This window comes from Micromonospora sp. NPDC005257 (genome assembly GCF_042872445.1).
Taxonomy (GTDB): Bacteria; Actinomycetota; Actinomycetes; order Mycobacteriales; family Micromonosporaceae; genus Micromonospora.
Genome location: NZ_JBIAKL010000012.1, coordinates 26,436 through 45,312, shown reverse-complemented (window position 1 = coordinate 45,312; position 18,877 = coordinate 26,436). Strand labels below are relative to the sequence as shown.

At 72.0% G+C, this 18,877-nt stretch carries 19 protein-coding genes; 14 read left to right on the top strand and 5 right to left on the bottom strand.

All coding sequences use genetic code 11. The features are described 5' to 3' along the window. The first annotated feature begins 28 nt into the window (after positions 1-28). The 12 genes from ACFYO8_RS23970 to ACFYO8_RS23915 all read left to right on the top strand — a co-directional run bounded on the left by ACFYO8_RS23970 (position 29) and on the right by ACFYO8_RS23915 (position 12,643). Positions 29-1,213, top strand: coding sequence for an acyl-CoA dehydrogenase family protein (locus tag ACFYO8_RS23970; RefSeq protein ID WP_387257552.1), 1,185 nt, complete (start codon positions 29-31; stop codon positions 1,211-1,213). Beyond that, entirely contained in the window at positions 1,210-2,235 is a 1,026-nt protein-coding gene (locus ACFYO8_RS23965) for a MaoC family dehydratase N-terminal domain-containing protein (RefSeq protein WP_354874509.1), read from the top strand. Before ACFYO8_RS23970 ends, ACFYO8_RS23965 begins: the two co-directional genes overlap by 4 nt. Next, on the top strand, positions 2,235-3,362 hold the full coding sequence (locus tag ACFYO8_RS23960) for an acyl-CoA dehydrogenase family protein (RefSeq protein WP_387257550.1): 1,128 nt from the start codon (positions 2,235-2,237) through the stop codon (positions 3,360-3,362). The genes ACFYO8_RS23965 and ACFYO8_RS23960 overlap by 1 nt, the downstream gene beginning before the upstream one ends. Next, the gene (locus ACFYO8_RS23955; RefSeq protein WP_198937703.1) at positions 3,359-3,784 is read left to right on the top strand and encodes a MaoC/PaaZ C-terminal domain-containing protein; all 426 of its coding nucleotides are present in this window, start codon (positions 3,359-3,361) and stop codon (positions 3,782-3,784) included. The genes ACFYO8_RS23960 and ACFYO8_RS23955 overlap by 4 nt, the downstream gene beginning before the upstream one ends. Before the next feature lies 1 nt (position 3,785). Beyond that, positions 3,786-4,967 (top strand): lipid-transfer protein, encoded by a 1,182-nt coding sequence (locus tag ACFYO8_RS23950; RefSeq protein ID WP_354874505.1) that lies wholly within the window; start codon positions 3,786-3,788, stop codon positions 4,965-4,967. Between the two features lie 131 nt (positions 4,968-5,098). Beyond that, complete coding sequence (locus tag ACFYO8_RS23945) at positions 5,099-6,673, top strand: ABC transporter substrate-binding protein (RefSeq protein WP_354874503.1); 1,575 nt, start codon at positions 5,099-5,101, stop codon at positions 6,671-6,673. Positions 6,674-6,812: 139 nt separating this feature from the next. Continuing rightward, positions 6,813-7,754, top strand: a complete 942-nt coding sequence (locus ACFYO8_RS23940) for an ABC transporter permease (RefSeq protein WP_355095397.1) — start codon at positions 6,813-6,815, stop codon at positions 7,752-7,754. Then, positions 7,751-8,716, top strand: coding sequence for an ABC transporter permease (locus ACFYO8_RS23935; RefSeq protein ID WP_354874499.1), 966 nt, complete (start codon positions 7,751-7,753; stop codon positions 8,714-8,716). Before ACFYO8_RS23940 ends, ACFYO8_RS23935 begins: the two co-directional genes overlap by 4 nt. Before the next feature lie 26 nt (positions 8,717-8,742). Continuing rightward, positions 8,743-9,810: an ABC transporter ATP-binding protein gene (locus ACFYO8_RS23930; RefSeq protein ID WP_355095399.1), complete on the top strand. Its 1,068-nt coding sequence runs from the start codon at positions 8,743-8,745 to the stop codon at positions 9,808-9,810. Next, positions 9,810-10,643 (top strand): ATP-binding cassette domain-containing protein, encoded by an 834-nt coding sequence (locus ACFYO8_RS23925; protein WP_355095401.1) that lies wholly within the window; start codon positions 9,810-9,812, stop codon positions 10,641-10,643. Before ACFYO8_RS23930 ends, ACFYO8_RS23925 begins: the two co-directional genes overlap by 1 nt. Before the next feature lie 3 nt (positions 10,644-10,646). Then, complete coding sequence (locus tag ACFYO8_RS23920) at positions 10,647-12,116, top strand: MmgE/PrpD family protein (RefSeq protein WP_355095403.1); 1,470 nt, start codon at positions 10,647-10,649, stop codon at positions 12,114-12,116. Continuing rightward, on the top strand, positions 12,113-12,643 hold the full coding sequence (locus ACFYO8_RS23915) for a nitroreductase/quinone reductase family protein (protein WP_355095405.1): 531 nt from the start codon (positions 12,113-12,115) through the stop codon (positions 12,641-12,643). The genes ACFYO8_RS23920 and ACFYO8_RS23915 overlap by 4 nt, the downstream gene beginning before the upstream one ends. Before the next feature lie 5 nt (positions 12,644-12,648). Here the strand turns inward: ACFYO8_RS23915 and ACFYO8_RS23910 are convergent, their stop codons facing one another. After that, positions 12,649-13,602, bottom strand: coding sequence for a zinc-binding dehydrogenase (locus ACFYO8_RS23910; RefSeq protein WP_354874489.1), 954 nt, complete (start codon positions 13,600-13,602; stop codon positions 12,649-12,651). A gap of 10 nt (positions 13,603-13,612) precedes the next feature. Next, positions 13,613-14,869, bottom strand: coding sequence for a MaoC family dehydratase N-terminal domain-containing protein (locus ACFYO8_RS23905; RefSeq protein WP_357711323.1), 1,257 nt, complete (start codon positions 14,867-14,869; stop codon positions 13,613-13,615). A 156-nt stretch (positions 14,870-15,025) separates the two neighbouring features. Here ACFYO8_RS23905 and ACFYO8_RS23900 point away from each other — a divergent pair, with 156 nt between their 5' ends. Next, positions 15,026-15,817 carry a hypothetical protein gene (locus tag ACFYO8_RS23900; RefSeq protein ID WP_355097209.1) on the top strand — a complete coding sequence of 264 codons (792 nt, stop codon included), beginning with the start codon at positions 15,026-15,028 and terminating at the stop codon, positions 15,815-15,817. Further along, positions 15,814-16,629 carry an SDR family NAD(P)-dependent oxidoreductase gene (locus ACFYO8_RS23895; protein WP_354874483.1) on the top strand — a complete coding sequence of 272 codons (816 nt, stop codon included), beginning with the start codon at positions 15,814-15,816 and terminating at the stop codon, positions 16,627-16,629. Before ACFYO8_RS23900 ends, ACFYO8_RS23895 begins: the two co-directional genes overlap by 4 nt. A gap of 17 nt (positions 16,630-16,646) precedes the next feature. Here the strand turns inward: ACFYO8_RS23895 and ACFYO8_RS23890 are convergent, their stop codons facing one another. From ACFYO8_RS23890 to ACFYO8_RS23880, 3 genes are read right to left on the bottom strand one after another with little or no spacing between them, the layout of a single operon-like run. Continuing rightward, entirely contained in the window at positions 16,647-17,444 is a 798-nt protein-coding gene (locus ACFYO8_RS23890) for an SDR family oxidoreductase (RefSeq protein WP_354874481.1), read from the bottom strand. Further along, on the bottom strand, positions 17,437-18,027 hold the full coding sequence (locus ACFYO8_RS23885; RefSeq protein WP_354874479.1) for a nuclear transport factor 2 family protein: 591 nt from the start codon (positions 18,025-18,027) through the stop codon (positions 17,437-17,439). Before ACFYO8_RS23885 ends, ACFYO8_RS23890 begins: the two co-directional genes overlap by 8 nt. Then, positions 18,020-18,841 (bottom strand): SDR family oxidoreductase, encoded by an 822-nt coding sequence (locus ACFYO8_RS23880; RefSeq protein WP_355095799.1) that lies wholly within the window; start codon positions 18,839-18,841, stop codon positions 18,020-18,022. The genes ACFYO8_RS23885 and ACFYO8_RS23880 overlap by 8 nt, the downstream gene beginning before the upstream one ends. Between the last annotated feature and the right edge of the window lie 36 nt (positions 18,842-18,877).

Below are 18,877 nucleotides of genomic sequence, written 5' to 3'. Positions count from 1 at the left end.
GCCCACGCCCCGAGAATGAGGAACATCCATGTACCTGGAGTACACCCCCGAGCAGCGAGAGCTGAGCAGGGAGCTGCGAGCCTACTTCGCGCGCCTGCTCACGCCTGAGGTCCGCGAGGCGCTCGGCGGTACCAACGAGGACCGCCCGGCCTACCGCGAGATCATCCGTCAGATCGGCAAGGACGGCCTGCTCGGGCTCGGCTGGCCCACGGAGTACGGCGGCCAGGGCCGCCCGGCGCTCGACCAGTACATCCTCTTCGACGAGATCAACCGCGCCCAGGCGCCGTTCCCCTTCGTCACCATCAACAACATCGGCCCGATGCTGATGCGCTACGGCACCGAGGAGCAGAAGCGCACGTACCTGCCGGGCATGCTGACCGGCGACGTCATCTTCGCCATCGGCTACAGCGAGCCGGGCTCCGGCACCGACCTCGCCTCGCTGAGCGCCAGGGCCGAGGCCACACCCGACGGTGGCTGGGTCGTCAACGGCCAGAAGGTGTTCACCAGCGGTGTCAGCCAGGCCGACTTCGTCTGGATGGCCGTGCGCACCGACCCCGGCGCCCCGAAGCACAAGGGCATCACCATCCTCATCGTGCCGACGTCGGACCCGGGCTTCAGCTGCACGCCGATCGCCACCAGCGGCATCACCCACACCAACGCCTCCTACTACGAGGACGTACGCGTCGGCCCCGAGGCCCTCGTCGGCGAGGTCAACGGCGGCTGGCGTCTCATCACCGGCCAGCTCGGTCACGAGCGGGTGGGCCTGGCCGCGATGGGCGGGCGCACCGAGCAGCTGTGGACCGACGTCGCCGCGTGGGCCGCCGAGCCCGACGCCGACGGCAACCGCGTCCTCGACAAGCCGTGGGTACGCACGGAGCTGGCCCGCGACTACGCCGAGCTGACCGCGATGCGCCTGCTCAACTGGAAGATCGCCGTCGTGGGGGAGGGCCAGAACCCGGCGCCCGCCGCCGCGTCGGTCGCCAAGGTCTACGGCACGGAGACCCACGACCGGGTCTGCCGCAACCTCGTCTCCGTCGTCGGGCCCCGCGCGACCCGGCGACCCGGCGCGCCGGACGCCGTCCTCGGCGGGCAGTTGGAGGCGTACACCCGCGGTTCCTACATCAACACCTTCGGCGGCGGCACCAACGAGGTGCTGCGCGACATGATCGCGGTCGCCGGTCTCGGCATGCCGAGGAAGGGACGTTCCGCATGAGCACCACGACGCAGGCCCCCGCCCTCGACGCCACCGACCAGGAGGCCTTCCTCGCCCGCCTGCGCGAGTTCGTCGGCCTCGAGGCCACGCCCACCCGCTACGCCCAGGACGCCGTCAACCAGGCGATGATCCGTCACTTCGTCGAGGCGATGGGCGACGAGAACCCCGTCTACGTCGATGACCAGGCCGCCCGTGACACCGGTCGCGAGGGTGTCATCGCCCCGCCGCCGATGCTGTCCACCTGGCTCATGGTCGGCTACAAGGCCCACACGGCCGCAGCCGCGGGTGCCGCGCGGGACACCCCGATGGCCCGGCTGCTCGCGCTTCTCGCCGACGCCGGCTTCGTCGGGGTCGTCGCGACCAACGACGAGCACGAGTACGTGCGCGAGCTGCGCCTGGGCGACGAGATCAAGATGACGACCGTCATCGAGGACGTCTCCCCGCGCAAGACCACGGGGCTGGGCACCGGCCACTTCATCACGACGTTGCGCACCTACACCGACCAGAACGACGAGGTCGTGGCTCGCCAGCGCTTCCGCATCCTGCGCTTCGACCCGTCCGGCGCCAAGCCCGCGGCTCCGGCCGCGGCCGACCCGGCGCTGCGGCACAAGCCGTTCATCCTGCGCGACAACGCGTTCTGGTTCGAGGCCGCCGCACAGCGTCGCCTCGTCATCCAGGCCTGCGCCGACTGCGGCACGCTGCGCCACCCGCCCGGCCCGATCTGCCCCTCCTGCCACTCGTACGCGTGGCACGAGGTCGAGGCGAGCGGCCGGGGCACGGTGCACAGCTACGTCGTCAGCCACCACCCGAAGGCTCCCGGGTACGACTACCCGCTCACCGTCGTGCTCGTCGATCTCGAAGAGGGCACCCGCCTCGTCGCCGACTTCGCCGGGGACGCCGAGGAGGTCGAGATCGGCATGCCCGTGCAGGTCGACTGGCTCGACTACGACGAGAACCTCACGCTGCCGCGTTTCCGGGCCGCGACCTCCGCACCGGAGCCCACAGAAGAGGAAGGGAACTGATGGACTTCCAGCTCGCCGAGGAGCAGGTCACGGTCAACGACCTGGCGCGCGACGTGTTCTCGCGCAACGGCGACCCGCAGCGGCTCTTCGACATCGAGGCCGGGCAGGACCGCTTCGACCGCGTCCTGTACCGCGACCTGGCCGAGTCCGGCATCCTCGGGCTGCCCGTGCCCGAGGAGCACGGCGGCGCCGGGCTGGGCCTGTGGGAGATCGCCGGGGTCTTCGTCGAACAGGGCCGCACGCTGGGCACCGTCCCGCTGTGGGAGACCCTCGTCGGCGGCGTCCTGCCGCTGCTGCGCTACGGCAACGCCAAGCAGCAGGCCGAGTGGCTGCCCCGCGTCGCCGCCGGGGACGCGGTCCTCACCGTCGCCGTCGACGACCTGACCGACGCCCGGCCGTACGGCGCCCGCGTTCGCGCGCGGTCCGGCGCCGAGCCCGGCGGTGACGGGGTCACCCTGAGCGGCACCGCGGTCGGCGTCCGTTCGGCGCACCTCGCCGACGCGATCATCGTCCCGGCCACCGACGAGGCGGGCGCGGTCGGGCTCTACCTCGTGCCGACCGCCGGCGCCGGGGTACGCCGTGACACCTTCGAGCGCACCGACCGTGGACTCGCCTCCGACGTGCGCTTCGACGGCGCCGCCGCAGGGCTGCTCGCCGAGGGCCCCGAGGAGGACCGGCTCGACTGGCTGCTGCGCCAGATCTGGACCGCCGTGGCGGCTCTGCAGAGCGGCATCAGCCAGGCCGCCGTACGCCAGGCCGCCGACTACACCTCGGGCCGTGAGCAGTTCGGTGTGCCGATCGCGACCTTCCAGGCCGTCGCCCACCAGCTCGCCGACTGCCACATCGACACCGAGGCGATGGGCGTCACCTACCTCAACGCGCTCTGGCGCGAGACCACCGGGCGGCCGTCCCGTGCGGCAGTGCACGTCGCGAAGTACTGGGCCGCCGAGGCGGGCGACCGCGTCGCGCGCACCGTGCAGCACGTGCACGGCGGCATGGGCGCCGACGTCACCTATCCGGTCCACCGCTACATGCTCTGGACCACGCAGCTGGCCAACACCGCCGGCTCCGGGGCCTGGCACCTGCAGCAGCTCGCGGACCTCGTCGGCGAGGGGGAGCAGCTGTGAGCGGCACGCAGATCACCATCGAGCAGGTGAGCCTCGGCGACACGCTGCCGGAGCTCGAGATCCCGCTGACCCGGACCGTCATCGTCGCGGGCGCCCTCGCGACCCGCGACTACGAGGACGTGCACCACGACCCGGCCCAGGCCGAGCGTCGCGGCACCCCCGACACGTACATGAGCATCAACCACACCAACGGGCTCGTCGGCCGCTACGTCACCGACTGGGCCGGCCCCGCCGCGCGCATGGTGCGCCTGAGCACCCGCCTCGGGGTGCCGAACTTCCCGGGTGACGTGATGCGCCTGACCGGTGAGGTCGTCGGCGTCGAGGAGGACACCGTGCGCGTCGCGGTGCGTGGCATGAACAGCAAGGGTGGGCACGCCATCTCCGAGGTGACCGTGCGCCTGCCCCGTGGATCGGAGCAGTGACGTGACGTCCAACTTCCTGTCGGGTCGCACCGCGGTCGTCGGCATCGGCGCGACGGAGTTCTCGAAGAACTCCGGCCGCAGCGAGCTGCAACTGGCCGTCGAGGCCGTCACGGCCGCCCTGGCCGACGCGGGCCTGAACCCCGCCGATGTCGACGGCATGACGACCTTCACCATGGAGACCAACCCGGAGAACATGGTCGCCCGCAGCCTGGGCATCCCCGAGCTGAAGTTCTTCTCCCGGATCCCCTACGGCGGCGGCGGCGCCTGCGCCCCCGTCCAGCAGGCCGCCATGGCCGTCGCGAGCGGGATCGCCGACGTCGTCGTGGCGTATCGCGCCTTCAACGAGCGCTCCGGCGTTCGCTTCGGGCAGGGACCTCCGCCGGCGAAGACCCAGGCCACCTCGGACAACGAGTACCGCTCCTGGGTCAACCCGTACGGCCTGCTCACTCCGGCCCAGCACACCGCGATGTTCGCCCGTCGCTACATGCACAGGTACGGCGCGACCAGCGAGGACTACGGCCGGGTGGCAGTGCTCGCCCGCAAGCACGCCGCGAACAACCCCAAGGCGTGGTTCTACGGCAAGCCGCTCACGCTCGAGGAGCACCAGGCTTCCCGCTGGATCGCCGAGCCGCTGCATCTGTTCGACTGCTGCCAGGAGACCGACGGCGGCCAGGCGATGGTCGTCGTCAGCGCCGAGCGCGCCAAGGACCTGCCCTCCACTCCGGTCTACATCCGGGGGGCTGCCCAGGGCCTGGGGCCGGACCAGTACCAGATGGTCAGCTACTACCGGGAGGACCTGACCCGGATCCCCGAGGTCGAGCTCTGCGCCCGGCAGTTGTGGGCACAGTCGGGGCTCGGCCCCGCCGACATGGACGCGGCGATTCTCTACGACCACTTCACGCCGTACGTGCTCAACCAGCTCGAGGAGTACGGCTTCTGCGGCCGTGGCGAGGCCAAGGACTTCATCGCCGACGGCAACCTGGAGGTCACCGGCTCGCTGCCGACGAACACCCACGGCGGCCAGATCGGCGAGGCATACCTGCACGGCACGAACGGTGTCGCGGAGGGCGTCCGCCTCGTCCGGGGGACCTCGACCAACCAGCCCGAGGGCGTACGCAACGTCCTCGTGACGGCGGGCGTCGGCGTTCCCACCAGTGCACTGATCCTCTCCGCGGAGGGCTGAGACGCCGGCCACCACCACAGATTCGAAGGCCGTCAGCGACCCACGGATCCCGCCCGGCAGCCGCCGAACGGGACAACACACCACCTCTGATCAGCCGGAACTAATCGGCTCTTGTTTTGGGAAGGATGAGAATGGGCGTCAACATAAGGGCCCGCAAACGTGTGGTCGCGTTGATCAGCATCGGGGCTCTCGCCATGGCCGGCTGCAGCTCGCCGGACAGCTCCGGCAGCAGCAGTGCCGCGCAGGGCGAGATCGACACTTCGGCCGTGCTCAAGTTCGCGTCGGCGGGTCCGTTGCGTGACCTCGACCCGGCCCTCCAGACGAGCTACGGCGCCTGGGGCTACCTGTTCCTCGTGTGGGACCGGCTGACCATGCTGGACAAGGACGACAAGATCGTCCCGGGCCTGGCCAAGGAGTGGAACTTCGTCGAGGACGGCGGCGTCCTGGAACTCAAGCTCCGGGACGACGTGAAGTTCCACGATGGCACGCCGTTCGACGCCGAGGCCGTCAAGGTCAACATCGAGCGCGGCAAGACCCTCGAGGGCTCGACCCTCAAGAGCGACCTCGCCGACATCGAGTCGGTCGAGGTCGTGGACGCGACGACCGCACGGCTCAAGCTGGTCAAGGGCAAGGGCGTCCAGTTGCCCGCGTCCTTCACCGGCACGGCCGGCATGATGGTCAGCCCGAAGGCGATCAAGGACGGCGCCGACCTCAAGAACAATCCCGGGACCGCCGGTTCCGGCCCGTACATCGCCACCCAGCTCGTCCCCCAGGAGAAGCTCGTCCTCAAGCGGGCCGACAACTACTGGGACCCGAACGTCGGCCGTCTCGGCGGCATCGAGCTGCAGCGCGTGCCCGACGCCGCCGCCCGCCTCAACGGCCTGCAGAGTGGCCAGGTCGACCTGGCCCCGCTCAGCTCGGCCGGCGAGATCGCCACGGTTGAGAAGATCGTCACCCCGGGTAGCGGTCTCCAGCAGCACCAGGTGAAGTTCAAGAACGTTGTCGGCATCTACATGCGCGGCAACAAGGGCGACGTCGCCAAGCCCGAGGTCCGCCAGGCGATCGCCCACGCGGTCGACCCGGAGGCGATCAGCGCGCTCTTCAGCGGCTACTGCACGCCGACCCGCCAGGTCGTGCCCGAGACGGACCCGAGCCGCATCCCGAACTACACCTACCCGTACGAGTTCAGCGTGGACAAGGCCAAGGCCCTCGTGCAGCAGGCCGGCGGCGCCAAGGTGTCCGTCACCTTCGCCGCGGGCACGAACGCCGAGCAGCCGGCCAACGTCGTGCAGGCGTCCCTGCGGGCCGTCGGCGTCGACGCGACGCTCAACCCCGTGCCCAACACCGAGAACGAACCGCGCTTCATCGCCGGCGACTTCGAGCTGATGGTCGGCACGTCGTGGAGCCCGAAGGCCGACCCGGCGGCGACGGTGAACACCTACCTGCTGAACACGTACAAGCTGGCCGCGGACCCCTCGCTCATCGCGGACAAGGCGGCCGAGGCCGCCAACCCCACGCTGTCGATGGACAAGCGCGCCCCGCTGTACCAGGACATCTGGAAGACGACGCTCGAGCAGGCCTGGTTCCTGCCGCTGTGCAACCAGACCAACGCGAACGTCTCGAAGGCGAACATCGTCGGCACCGACAACATCCCGATGTCGAACATCGGCATCTGGGACCTGCGCCACATCGCCGTCAAGAAGTAACCGGTCGCTCCTGACCACCGGTGGCGTCGCCGCCGGACCCGCCCGCTGCGGCGGGGGCCGGCGGCGACACCACCGGCCTTGCCGGCACCAGGCCGTGTGAGGCGCAGTCCCAGGCACACGCTCAGAGTCGAGGTAGGACATGATCCGCTACGCCAGCAGGCGCTTACTCGCGGCAATACCCCTGCTGTTCGTCGTCCCGCTGCTCGTCTTCGCCCTGATCGAACTCGCCCCGGGCGACCCGGCCGTCGTCCTGGCCGGTGACGAACCGACCCCGGAGCGTGTCGAGGCGATCCGCGAGGAGCTCAACCTCAACGCTCCGGTCCTGGTGCGCTACGCCATGTGGGCCGGCGACGTCCTCCGCGGCGACCTCGGCACGTCCTTCCTCTCCGATCAGACCGTCATCGAGCTGCTGACGCGGCGAATGGCCACGACGATGTCGCTGGTGCTCGTCGCGATGATCTTCGCCGTCATGATCGGGGCCACCCTCGCCCTCGTGGCCACGCTGCGCTCCGGCGGCATCGTCGACCGGATCGTCAACGGGCTCGCCTCGATCGCGATCGCCATCCCGGGCTTCTGGTTCGGCCTCGTGCTCGCCTCGGTCTTCGCGGTGGGGCTGCAGATGTTTCCGGCGTTCGGCTACCAACCGCTGGCCGACGGCTTCTGGCCGTGGCTCTCGCACCTCGTCCTGCCGGGCATCGCCCTCGGTCTGCTTCCCGCGGCCGAGGTGACCCTGCAACTACGCTCGGCACTCGGGCAGGTCATGAAGACCGACTACGTCCTCAACGCCGAGGCCAAGGGACTGTCGCGCTCCAGCGTCGTGTTCAAGCACTCCCTGAAGAACGCGTGCATCCCCGTCGTCACCGTCCTCGGCTTCCGCGTCGCGGAGGTCCTCGCCGGATCGGTGACCATCGAGATGATCTACAACATGCCGGGCCTTGGTCGTACCGCCATCGAGGCGGTGCAGGGGCGTGACATCCCGGTGCTGCTCGGCTTCGTCCTGTTCAGCACGACTGTCGTCGTGCTCGTCAACCTCATCGTCGACATCTCCTACGGCTACTTCAACCCGAAGGTGCGGTCATGAGCGTGAACCAGACCCCCTCGGCTCCGGCGCCGGGGAACGACTCGCACGACTCCGGCGGCCTCGCCGAGACCGTCCGCGCCGAGATGCCGACGGCGGCCGTCGGCACGGGCGACCCGGAGCCGGTCGCCGCCCCCGGCATCCTCAAGAGCATCGTGCGTCGCCCCGCGACGATCGTGGCCGGCGTCTTCCTGCTCGTGCTGACCTTCATCGCGATCTTCGCCCCGGCCCTGGCGCCGTACGACCCCGACGTGCAGAACCTGTTGCTGCGGCTCAGGCCACCGAACGCCGAGCACTGGCTGGGGACCGACGACTACGGCCGGGACGTGCTGAGCCGGCTCATCTTCGGGGCACGGGTCTCGCTGTGGGCGGCGCTACAGGCCGCGGCCGTCGCGCTCCTGCTCGGTCTGCCGCTCGGCATGATCGCGGGCTACCGCAGCGGCTGGGTCGACGCGATCCTGACCCGCGTCATGGACGCGCTCATGAGCGCACCGTCGCTCGTGCTGGCCATCACCATCGTCGCGGTCCTCGGTGCCGGCATCACCAACGCGATGCTCGCCATCGGCCTGGTCATGGCCCCGCGCTTCTTCCGGGTGGCCCGCGCCGGCACGATGGACGTGCGGCACGAGACCTACATCGAGGCCTCGATCGCCCTGGGTTGCAGCACCGTGCGTACCGCGGTGCGGCACGTGCTGCCCAACGTGCTGCCGCCGATCATCCTCGTCATCTCGGTGTCGCTGGGTACCGCCGTCGCGGCCGAGGCGAGCTTGAGCTTCCTCGGGCTGGGCGTCCAGGCCCCCGCGGCCAGTTGGGGCTCGATGCTCTCGACGGCCTCCTCGAACATGCGGCTCGCGCCGTACCTCGTGTGGCCGCCCGGCGTGATGATCTTCCTCGCCGTCCTCGCCTTCACCTACGTCGGTGACGGCGTCCGCCGCGCCCTCGTTCGCACCCGCTCGGGCAATTGACCGCCCGGCAACCACCAGGAGCTGACATGGCACGTGAAACGGCGTCCGGCGGGACCGCCGGCACCAGGACCGACGCCACCGGCGACGCGGCGGACCTGCTGCGCGTGGAGAACCTCAACGTCGAGTTCCCCTCGCCCTCGGGTGGGTGGCAGACGACCGTCCAGGACGTCTCGTTCTCGCTCAAGCCGGGAGGGTCGATGGCCCTGGTCGGCGAGTCCGGGTCGGGCAAGACGGTGACCTCCATCGCGGTGATGGGCCTGACCGGGGCGACCGGAGGGCGGATCGCCTCGGGCCGGATCGTCTTCGACGGCGTGGACCTCACCGCGGGCACCCAGAAGCAGTGGCGGGACCTGCGCGGCCCGGGCATGGGCATGATCTTCCAACAACCGAGCCGCAGCCTGAACCCGGCATTCACCGTCGGGGACCAGATCGCGGAGTCGGTGCGCAAGCACCTGGGCCTGAGCCGCAGGCGGGCCCGGGCCCGCGCCGTCGAGATGCTCGAGATGGTGCAGATCCCACGGGCGGCGCAGCGGGTCGACGACTACCCGCACGCGTTCTCCGGCGGCATGTGCCAGCGCGTCATGATCGCGATGGTCATGGCGTGCAACCCGCGCCTGCTCATCGCCGACGAGCCGACGACGGCGCTCGACGTGACGGTGCAGGAACGGATCCTCGAGCTGCTGCGCGACCTGCAGGAGCAGACCGGGGTGGCGCTTCTGTTCGTCAGCCACGACCTCGCGGTGGTGGCCGAGCTGTGCCGGGAGGTCGTGGTCATGTACGCCGGCGAGGTGGCCGAGAACGCGCCCTCGGAGCAGCTGTTCTTCAACCCGCGGCACCCCTACACGTCCGGCCTGATCGGCTCGATCCCCAAGCCGGGCCTGAGCACCGACCGGCGGCTGCGCGCGATTCCCGGTGGCATCCCGGCCCCGGGCGCCTGGCCGCACGGGTGCCGGTTCACCAGCCGGTGCGAGTTCGCCGTGCCGGGGCGGTGCGACGTGGCCCACCCCGACCTGGTCCGGTTCGACGGTGCCGCCGAGCACCACGCGCGGTGCGTGCGGGCCGGGGAGCTCTCTCTGGATGGAGTGACGGTCTGATGAGCCTGCTCGAAGTCGAGAACCTCACGAAGTCGTTCAGTTCCGGTCGGGACTGGCTCGGCCGGCGTACGAAATTGGTGCACGCGGTCAAGGGGGTGAGCTTCACCCTGGAGCGCGGTGAGTGCCTCGCGGTCGTCGGCGAGTCCGGCGCGGGCAAGTCGACTGTCGGGCGCATGGTGCTGCGCCTCATCGAGCCGAACTCCGGCTCGGTGACGTTCGACGGGATCGACGTGCTGGCCACGAAGCCGAAGCAGCTGCGCGCGCTGCGCCAGCGGATGCAGATGATCTTCCAGGACCCGTACAGCTCGCTCGACCCGCGGATGACGATCAAGGACGCGGTCGCCGAGCCTCTCCTCGTGCACACCGACAAGGGCCGGGTCACGCGGGAGAAGGAGGCCGTCGAGCTGCTCGACAAGGTCGGCATCGGTTCGCGCTACCTGGAGCGCTATCCGGCCGAGCTGTCCGGCGGTCAGTTGCAGCGCGTCGCGATCGCACGGGCGCTGACGATGAAGCCGAGCCTCATCGTGTGCGACGAGCCGGTCGCGGCGCTTGACGTGTCGGTGCGGGCGCAGGTGCTCAACCTGCTCCGGGACCTGCAGGAGGAGCTGGGTCTGGCGTACCTGTTCGTCTGTCACGACCTGGCTCTCGTCGAGGTCATCGCCGACCGGGTCATGGTGATGGCCTCCGGTGAGGTCGTGGAGACGGACACGACGGACCAGATCTTCGCCAACCCGCGGCAGGAGTACACGAAGAAGCTGCTCGCGGCGATCCCCGTGCCGCTGCCACGCGACGCGCAGGGCAACCGGCTCGTCGCGCCGGGAAAGGTGGGCTGAGCGGTGACCGGTACGACGGGACCGACCCGGACGCAGTTGCTGGCGCGGTTCGCGACGACACGCGACGAGGAGATCCCCGAGTCGGTACGCGACTACGGCAAGCTCGTCCTGCTCGACTCGCTCGTCTGCGGGCTGGCGGCGGTGCGGCTGCGGCGCAGCCGCATGGTCCAGCAGGTCGCCGCCCGGTTCGGCGGCCCCGCCGAGGCGACGGTGTTCGGGCTGGGGCAGCGGGTCGCGGCGATCAACGCCGCGCACGCCAACGCGGACATGATGAACGCGTTGGACGCGGACGACACCTTCTTCAACTCGGCGCACTTCGCGGTGTTCGGCGTCGCGGCCGGGCTGGCGGAGGCCGAGCGGCTGCACGCCGACGGGGCGAGCCTGTTGCGCGCGAGCATCATCGCCTTCGAGATCAACGCGCGGCTGAACCTGTCGACCTCGCTCATGGCCTTCGAGGACGGCCAGTTCCGCTGGTCGCCGCTGTCGTCGCACGGGTACGCCTCGATGGGCGCGGCCGCGGCATGCGCGGTCGTCGGCGGCTGGGAGCCGGAGCGGCTGGCGCACGCGCTCGGCCTGGTCGCCTGGCTGGCCCCGCCGGCGAAGAACTCCTACATGGCCGAGCGGCGCTCGTTCAACGCGTTCAAGTACGGCCCGTACGGCGCGATCGCGCACGCCGGGATGCTCGGCGCGGCGCTGGCCGAGGAGGGCTACACCGGCGACCTGGACGTGCTGGACCGCACCCCGGGCTTCATCGAGGCGATGGGCTTCCTCGGCGGCGAGCGGCACGAGATGGTCGCCGGCCTGGGGTCGAAGTGGTGGATCAGCGAGACGTCGCTCAAGCCGTACCCGACGTGCCGTTTCACCCACGCGGCGCTCGACGCGATCCGCGCGTTCCCGAGCAGCCACGGGGTGCCGGTGTCGCAGATCGAGTCCATGGAGATCCGGCTGAGCCCGGCGGCCTACCGGACGTTGCAGTTCCGGGAGCCGGCCCCGCAGATCCCGGACACTGTCGTCGCGCCGTTGGACGGCGCCTTCAACATGCCGTACGCCGCGGCGCTGGCGTTGCTCGGGCACGCCCCGGGACCGCGGTGGTACGACCCCGAGCGGCTGGCCGACCCGGCGGTGTGGGACCTGGCGCGCCGGATCACGACGGCGCCCGACCCGGTGCTCGACGCGGAGTGGGAGGCCGACCTCAGGGAACACCCGGGCGGCCAGATCCGCCGGACGCGCGGCGCGCTGACGATCCGGGCCGGTGGCCGGGAGTACGTCGTCGAGTCGGACTTCGCCCAGGGCGACCCGTGGGACGACACGACGCGGGCGGACTGGGACTTCGTCGCCGGCAAGCTGGCCTCGTTCTGCGACGGGATCCTCGACGCGGGCGCGCAGGAGCGGCTCGTCGAGGTGGTCCGGGGCATCGACGACGTCGCCGACGTCGCCGAGACGCTGTCACCGCTGCTGGCGCTTGCGCGATGAGCCGGCGGGACCGGATCGGTGCGGAGACGAGGTCGTTCGCCTCGTACGGCCGGTCGTGGCTCATCGTCATCCGCGGGCCGCGCGGGATGGCGTTCGACCGGTTTCTCGTGCGACGGACCGGGTTCTCGCTCGTGTCGTTGCAGTACGCGCTGGCGGGCAGGTTTCCGTACCACCCCACGCTGCTGCTGACGACGGTTGGCCGTCGCTCCGGGGAGCTGCGCGACGCGGCGCTGCCCTACGTGCCGTACGGGAGGGACCTGGTGGTCGTCGGCTCCAAGGGGGGCGGCCCCAAGGACCCGGCCTGGGTGGTCAACGCGCGTCATCACGAACTCTGCTGGATCGTCCTGCGCCGCAGGACGATCCCGGTCCGGGCGCGGGTGACCGACGGCGAGCGCGACCCGGAGCTGTTCGCGCACGTCGTGGCGCGCAAGCCGAACGTGGGACGCTACGCCGAACGGGCTGCGGGTTTCGGGCGGCAGATCCCGCTCGTCGTCCTGAGCGCCGTCTCGGGGGAGTCGCTCGCCTGAGCGGCTCAGCCGGTCGTGAGGACGATCCGACCGACGAAATCGGACGCCTCCAGCCGGTCGTGCGCGACGGTGGCCTGCTCGAGCGGGTACGTCGCGGCGATCGCGGGGGCGGCGGCCACGGCCGAGAGGGTGAGGGCCTCGCGTAGCTGGCGGGCCACCGCCTCGGGCCCGGGCCGGCCGATTCCGCGCAGCGTCCAGCCCTTGACCATGAGGCGACCCAGGTGCAGGTGGGCGTGGCTGTCGGCGGTGACGCCACAGGTGACCAGCCGACCGCCGGGGGCGAGGACCTTGAGCACGTCGGACCAGAGGGTGCCGCCGACCGACTCGACGATGACGTCCACCTCGCCGCCGGGCAGGGCGGCACGCAGGGACTCGACGACGTCGGGACGGTAGTGGTCCACGACGTCGAGAGCGCCGAGGGCGCGTACCGCGTCGGCCTTCGCCGGGGCGCTGGTGCCGAAGACGCGCGCGCCCAGGTGGTGGGCGTACTGGACGGCGAAGGTGCCGACGGCGCCCGCGGCGGCGACGACGAGTACCCGTTCGCCGGGGCGTACGCCGGCGAGGTTGACGACCGCGTCGTAGGCGGTGCGTCCGGCGGTGGGCACCGCCGCGGCGTGGACGGCGTCGAGCGCGGCCGGTCGCGGGAAGCAGTGCGTGGCCGGGACGACGGCGAGCTCGGCGTGGGTGCCGGTGGTCAGCCCGACGACCGCGTCGCCGGGAGTGAAGCCGGTGACGCCGGGACCGGTCCGCACGACGGTGCCGGCGACGTCCCGGCCGAGGATCGTCGGGCCGGTGACCGCCATCCCGTGGGTGCCGCGACGGATGTAGGTGTCGACCCGGTCCAGGCTGGCTGCCTGGGCCCGCACGAGCACGTGACCGGGGCCGGGCGTCGGGGCCTCGAGCCGGCCGAGACGCAGGCTGTCGGGGGATCCGGAGTCGACGACGTAGCTGGCGAGCACGCGATTCCTCTCAGGGCAGGGCGATGGTGGCGGAGGCGATGACGTGGTCGCCGAGGCTGTTGGTGCCGCGGACGTCGACGGTGACCTGCGTTCCCCCGTGCGCCGGCTTCAGCCCGGTGACGACGCCGTCGAGGGTGCAGGTGTCGCCGGGGTGGTTCTGTGCGGCGAGGCGGGTGCGGAAGTCGACGACGCGAGCCTCCGGTCCGGCCCAGTCGGTGAGGTAGCAGTTGACCAGGGCACTGGAGCCGAGGATGTTCATGTAGACGTCGCGGGCGCCTCGTTCGAGGGCCGCGTCGCGGTCGAGGTGCACGTCGTTGAAGTCGAAGGTCGCGGTCGCCAGCGCCGCGATGGACAGCTGGGTGACGGGGACCGGCCAGGGGGCGAGGCGTTGCCCGATGCTCACCTCGGCCCCGGTACGGGTGCTCGTGCGGCGTTCGGGCCGGGGGGCGGTGAGCACCGGCAGGATCTGGCCGTCGCGGGTGCGTCGGTGCGCCACGACGACCGGCATGCCGTCGTGCACGAGGTCGGGGCGCAGGTATGCGACGTCTCCGCTGAAGCGGGTCCCGTCGGCGAGTTCGGCGCTGCCGACGAGGTAGGGGCGCTCGTCGAGGGGGGCGGCGGCGTAGCCGGGTTGCAGGTGCGCGGTCAGGGTGCCGGTGGTGCCGGCGGGCGGCAGGTCGACAGGGGCGGCAGCGGCCGGGCGTACGGGGCGAGCGAGGCGGTCCCCGGGCGTCGTCGGGACCTCGGTCCGGGTCGCCGGGTTCCAGCGGAGCATCCGCAGGACGACGCGCCCGACCGGCTCGCCCTCGACGGTGCGGTAGTCGCTGACGAGGTCGACGAAGTGGCCCTGGCCGAGCCGGGTGGACTTCTCGGGGGAGACCGCGCCGATGGACGGGAACTGCTCCAGGTGGTCGCCGGGGCGCAGCGGGCGTACGTAGGTGTGCTCCGTCTGCACCGCGGCCACCGAGGTGAACCCGCGCGTGGCGAGGACCTCGTTGACCCGGTCGAGGCTCTCGGCGTGGCGGTGACTGCGCCTGTTGCCCGGCAGGGTCCACATGTTCAGCGAGGTCGCCGGGGCCACGATGCCGCCCCAGACGGAGCGGGCGGCCCACTGGGGGTCCTGGTACGCGGGGTTCTCGTCGCCGACGGCGTCGCACCAGATGCGGATGGCTGCTTCGGTGATCGCGTCCTTGGCCCGGCGCGGCGGGTCGGTGAGGCCGATCAGAGCGTCGAGTCGGGCGCGGAAATCCGCGTCACTGCCGGTCATGGGGCTCCTCTTGCGGACAACGATGTCAACCAAGCGCTTGCTTGACCATATGAGGGACGCTGCCCTAGGGTCAAGAGTCAGAACACCGGCCGCGCCCGGCGGCGACACCGGACCGATCGTGCGTCACCAGCGCCCCGACCCGCGAAGAGGGCCGAGATGCTCCCGAGCACCCCAGCGACCGCCACCCGAGCCTTCTTCTCGTTCCCGAAGGTGACCGACCCTGCCCGCCATCGCGACTACAACGCGTGGCATCAACTCGACCACCGCCCCGAGAACCTCGCCCTGCCCGGCGTCGTGCACGGCGACCGCTGGGTGCGTACCCCCGCGTGCGAGCGGCTCGGCAGCTACCCCGACCCCGCCCTCGCCGGCAGCCAGTACATGGCGATGTACTGGTTCGCCGAGCCGGCCGCGGACTCGGTCCCCGAGTGGAAGGACCTCGGCGACCGGGCGATCCACCAGGGCCGGCGTCCGGAGCTGGCCTGGACCGAACGGCCGATGACCCGGATGTTCCGACCCGTCCAGGGTCATGTCGCCCCCCGGGCCCTCGTCACCCTCGCCGCGTTGCCGTTCCGGCCCCACCGCGGGGTGTACGTCGAGGTGAGCCGAGTCGAGACGTCCCTGCATCCCGACGTGGCCGACCTGTCCCGGTTCGAGCACGAGACCCAGGTGCCCGACCTGCTCGCGCGCGACGGCGTCGCGGGCGTGTGGACCTTCCGCAGCGCCCCGAGCCGCAGCCGTCCCGACGGACCCGTCGTGCGGATCCGGCTCACCTACCTCGAAGCCGACCCGGTCGAGTTCACACGGGCCCTGGCCGCGGATCCGCTGGCGGCCCCGCCCGCGGCGCTCGCCGGCACGGCCACCCCGCTGTTCACGGGGCCCCTGGCCACCATCACACCCTGGGAGTGGGACTGGTTCGACGAGCCCACGGTGACGGACAGCGGGGCATGACCGAGTCCACCGGCGGGACCGGACGGTTCGAGCGCTACGGGCCCTGGGCCCTGGTCGTCGGCGGTTCCGAGGGGGTCGGCGCCGCGTTCGCCGAGCAGCTGGCCCGCGCCGGCCTCGGCATCGTGCTCGTCGCCCGCAAGCCGGTGGCCCTCGGGGAGACCGCCGACCGGGTCCGGGCGCACGGGGTCCCGTGCCGCGTGCTCGCCCTGGACCTGCTCGACGCGGACGCGACCGCCCGGATCGTCGAGGCCGTCGCCGACCTCGACCTCGGCCTGCTCGTCCTCAACGCCGGCGCGAACACCTACCGCAGCCGCTTCGTCGAGGCGGACCTCGCCCGGGTCCAGGCCGTCATCGATCTCAACATCACCCGCCCGCTCGAGCTCTGCCGGGAGTTCGGCGCCCGGCTCGCCGCACGCGGCCGCGGCGGCATCCTCGTCGTCGGCTCCTCAGCCGGCTACCTCGGCCACGCCGACATCGGCGTCTACGCCGCCGCCAAGGCATTCACCCGGATCTTCACCGAGGGCCTGTGGCTCGAGCTGGGGCAGGTCGGTGTCGACGTGCTGCACCTGGTGCTGGGGCTCACGGCCACCCCCGCCATGGCGCGCGCCGGCCTCGACCTGACCGGCGCGGCCGACCCGGCCGACGTCGCCGCCCAGGGGCTGGCGGCCCTGGGCTCCGGCCCGGTACACGTGGTGCGCCAGCAGGCCGAGGTCGCCGCGCGGCGCTCCGGCCCGGACCGGGCCGCCCTCGTCGCCGGCAACCACGGCGGGATGCGGGCCATGCTCGGCGGGCCGGGCCCCGACCCGCGCTGACCGCCCGCGGGCAGCGCTCACTGCGTGATGGTCCACCCGCCGTCGACGACGAGCAACGCCCCGTTCACGTACGAGGCCAGCGGCGAGAGCAGGAAGAGGATCGGCCAGGCGATCTCGTCCGGCGTGGCCATCCGGTGGCTCGGCACCCGGGACAGCACGGACTGCCCTGTCGGGGACCCGGCGAAGCCCCGCAGCCTCGGGGTGTCCACCATGCCGGGGGCTACCGCGTTGGCCCGTACGGCGTCGGCCCGGTGCGCGGCCAGGTGCCGGGTGTAGCCGACGATCGCGGCCTTCGCCGCGCTGTACCAGTCGGAGGCGGTGCCCACGACGGTGCCGGCGACCGAGGCGGTGTTCACGAGGGTCGCCCCGGGCGGGGCCTGTTCGAGCCAGGCCCGGGTCACCGACCGCACGCTGCCGACACACAGCTGCACGGCGTGGTCGAAGTCGAGCTCGGTCGCCGAGGACGGGCCGGCGTTGTTGACGAGGTGGCGCACCGGCCCGTACGCCGAGCAGGTCCCGGCGAGGGCCGCGCGCACGGCCGACTCGTCGGCGACATCGACCACGTGGGGGTCGACCACCCCGCCCGCCGCGCGGACGGCGGCGCTCACCGCCGTGAGGGCCGCGGCGTCGAGGTCCCACGCGGACACCACGAGTCCCTGGGCGGCGGCGGTCGCCGCGGTCGCCGCTCCGATCCCGCTGCCGGCCCCGGTCACGACGACGACGTCGCCCGTGCGGAAGCCGAGCCGTGGCGCGCCGGCGTCGGCCCCCGGCCTCCGGTCGCCCGCCTCGTGTGCAGGAGTCCGCGGGTCACTCACGGGGGCGTCCGGGATCGCTGTCCCGGTCCGGCCCGCCCGCAGCCGGGCCGCCGGGCGGCCACGGCCGGCTGATCGGGTCGGAGGCGTCGCGGGCTCCCCGCAGCGACGCCTCGGGGATCGGCCACTGGCCGGCGAGGTCGTCGACCCGCTGCCATTCCGAGACGGTGAGACGTTCCTGCACCCGCCACTCGCCCGCGCGCCGGGTGACCAGGTCGACGTAGCGGAACCCGCTGATGATGTTGCCGCGCGGCGGCTCGGACGTGCTGCGCTGGAACGCGATGCCGTACGTCTCGGCCCGGGCGCGGTCCGGGTCGGCCGGGTCGAGTTCGACCAGGATGTTCGTCAGGTAGTGCATCGTCATGGTGCGCCGCGCCACGAGCGCGAAGACCATGTCCAGCGTCGTGTCCCGTTCGGCCGTGGTCCCGCCGAGGGTGATCCGGGCGTCCGGGTGGAAGGCGCTCGCGGCCAGGGCCCGGTCCATCCGGTCGATCCCGCGCGCATAGCGCAGCAGGGCCCGCTCGACGGCCCGCTCGGCGAGCAGCGCGTCCAGTTCGACCGGGAGGGACCGCGACGGTTCAGACACCGAAGCCTCCGTCGACGTCGAGCTTCTGCCCGGAGATGAAGCCGGCCCGGTCGCTGGCCAGGAAGCAGGCGGCCTCGGCGATGTCGACGGCGCTGCCGAAACGCCGCAGCGGAGTCGAGGACCGGGCGACGGTCAGGGCGCGTTCGTCGAGGTCCCCCGAGGAGATCAGTCGCTCGGCCATCCCGTCGGTGAGCATGCCCGGCCCGACGCAGTTGAACCGGATGCCGAAGCGGCCCTCCTCGTTGGCGAAGGCCCGTACGAGCGCCTCGACCGCCGCCTTCGGCGCGGAGGAGAGGCCGTCCCGGGCGGGGTAGCGCGTCGTCGCCGCGGTCGTGATCGCGACGACGTTGCCACGGCTCTGACGCAGGGCCGGGAGGCAGGCCGAGACCAGCGTGAAGAAGGCGGCCGTGTCGTTGGCCACCTGCGTGGCGAACTGCTCGGGACGCACTGTGGACAGGTGCCGCATGGGCACGTGCGGCCCGGCCGCGTGCACGATCGTGTGCAGCGGCCCGCGGCTTACGGTGAGCTCCGCCACGAGCGCGGCGGTGGCCTCGGCGTCGGTGAGATCGAGGTGGTGCGCCGAGTGCGTGCCGGACGCGACGGACGGCAGCTCGTCGAGCACCTGCCGGGCGGCCTCGGCGTCGCTGCGGTAGGTGATCGCCACCGCCGACCCCCGGCGCGCCAGTTCGCGGGCGATGACCCGCCCGAGGCCGCCGGTGCCGCCGGTGACGAGCGCGACACCGGCGCGGTGGACGAAGTCGGCGGGCACGGGCAGCGCCGCCGCGGGTGCGGTCGGGGAGGACTGGTCGGTCACGACGAACTCCTGGAATTGCGGGGCGGACAACGGGAC

Bases quoted from the DNA above. Each gene is read 5' to 3' on its own strand.
- ACFYO8_RS23940 (WP_355095397.1), top strand. From the start codon at position 6,813: ATGATCCGCTACGCCAGCAGGCGCTTACTCGCGGCAATACCCCTGCTG.
- ACFYO8_RS23935 (WP_354874499.1), top strand. From the start codon at position 7,751: ATGAGCGTGAACCAGACCCCCTCGGCTCCGGCGCCGGGGAACGACTCG.
- ACFYO8_RS23965 (WP_354874509.1), top strand. From the start codon at position 1,210: ATGAGCACCACGACGCAGGCCCCCGCCCTCGACGCCACCGACCAGGAG.
- ACFYO8_RS23960 (WP_387257550.1), top strand. From the start codon at position 2,235: ATGGACTTCCAGCTCGCCGAGGAGCAGGTCACGGTCAACGACCTGGCG.
- ACFYO8_RS23945 (WP_354874503.1), top strand. From the start codon at position 5,099: ATGGGCGTCAACATAAGGGCCCGCAAACGTGTGGTCGCGTTGATCAGC.
- ACFYO8_RS23970 (WP_387257552.1), top strand. From the start codon at position 29: ATGTACCTGGAGTACACCCCCGAGCAGCGAGAGCTGAGCAGGGAGCTG.
- ACFYO8_RS23905 (WP_357711323.1), bottom strand. From the start codon at position 14,869: ATGACCGGCAGTGACGCGGATTTCCGCGCCCGACTCGACGCTCTGATC.
- ACFYO8_RS23900 (WP_355097209.1), top strand. From the start codon at position 15,026: ATGCTCCCGAGCACCCCAGCGACCGCCACCCGAGCCTTCTTCTCGTTC.
- ACFYO8_RS23915 (WP_355095405.1), top strand. From the start codon at position 12,113: ATGAGCCGGCGGGACCGGATCGGTGCGGAGACGAGGTCGTTCGCCTCG.
- ACFYO8_RS23930 (WP_355095399.1), top strand. From the start codon at position 8,743: ATGGCACGTGAAACGGCGTCCGGCGGGACCGCCGGCACCAGGACCGAC.
- ACFYO8_RS23895 (WP_354874483.1), top strand. From the start codon at position 15,814: ATGACCGAGTCCACCGGCGGGACCGGACGGTTCGAGCGCTACGGGCCC.
- ACFYO8_RS23925 (WP_355095401.1), top strand. From the start codon at position 9,810: ATGAGCCTGCTCGAAGTCGAGAACCTCACGAAGTCGTTCAGTTCCGGT.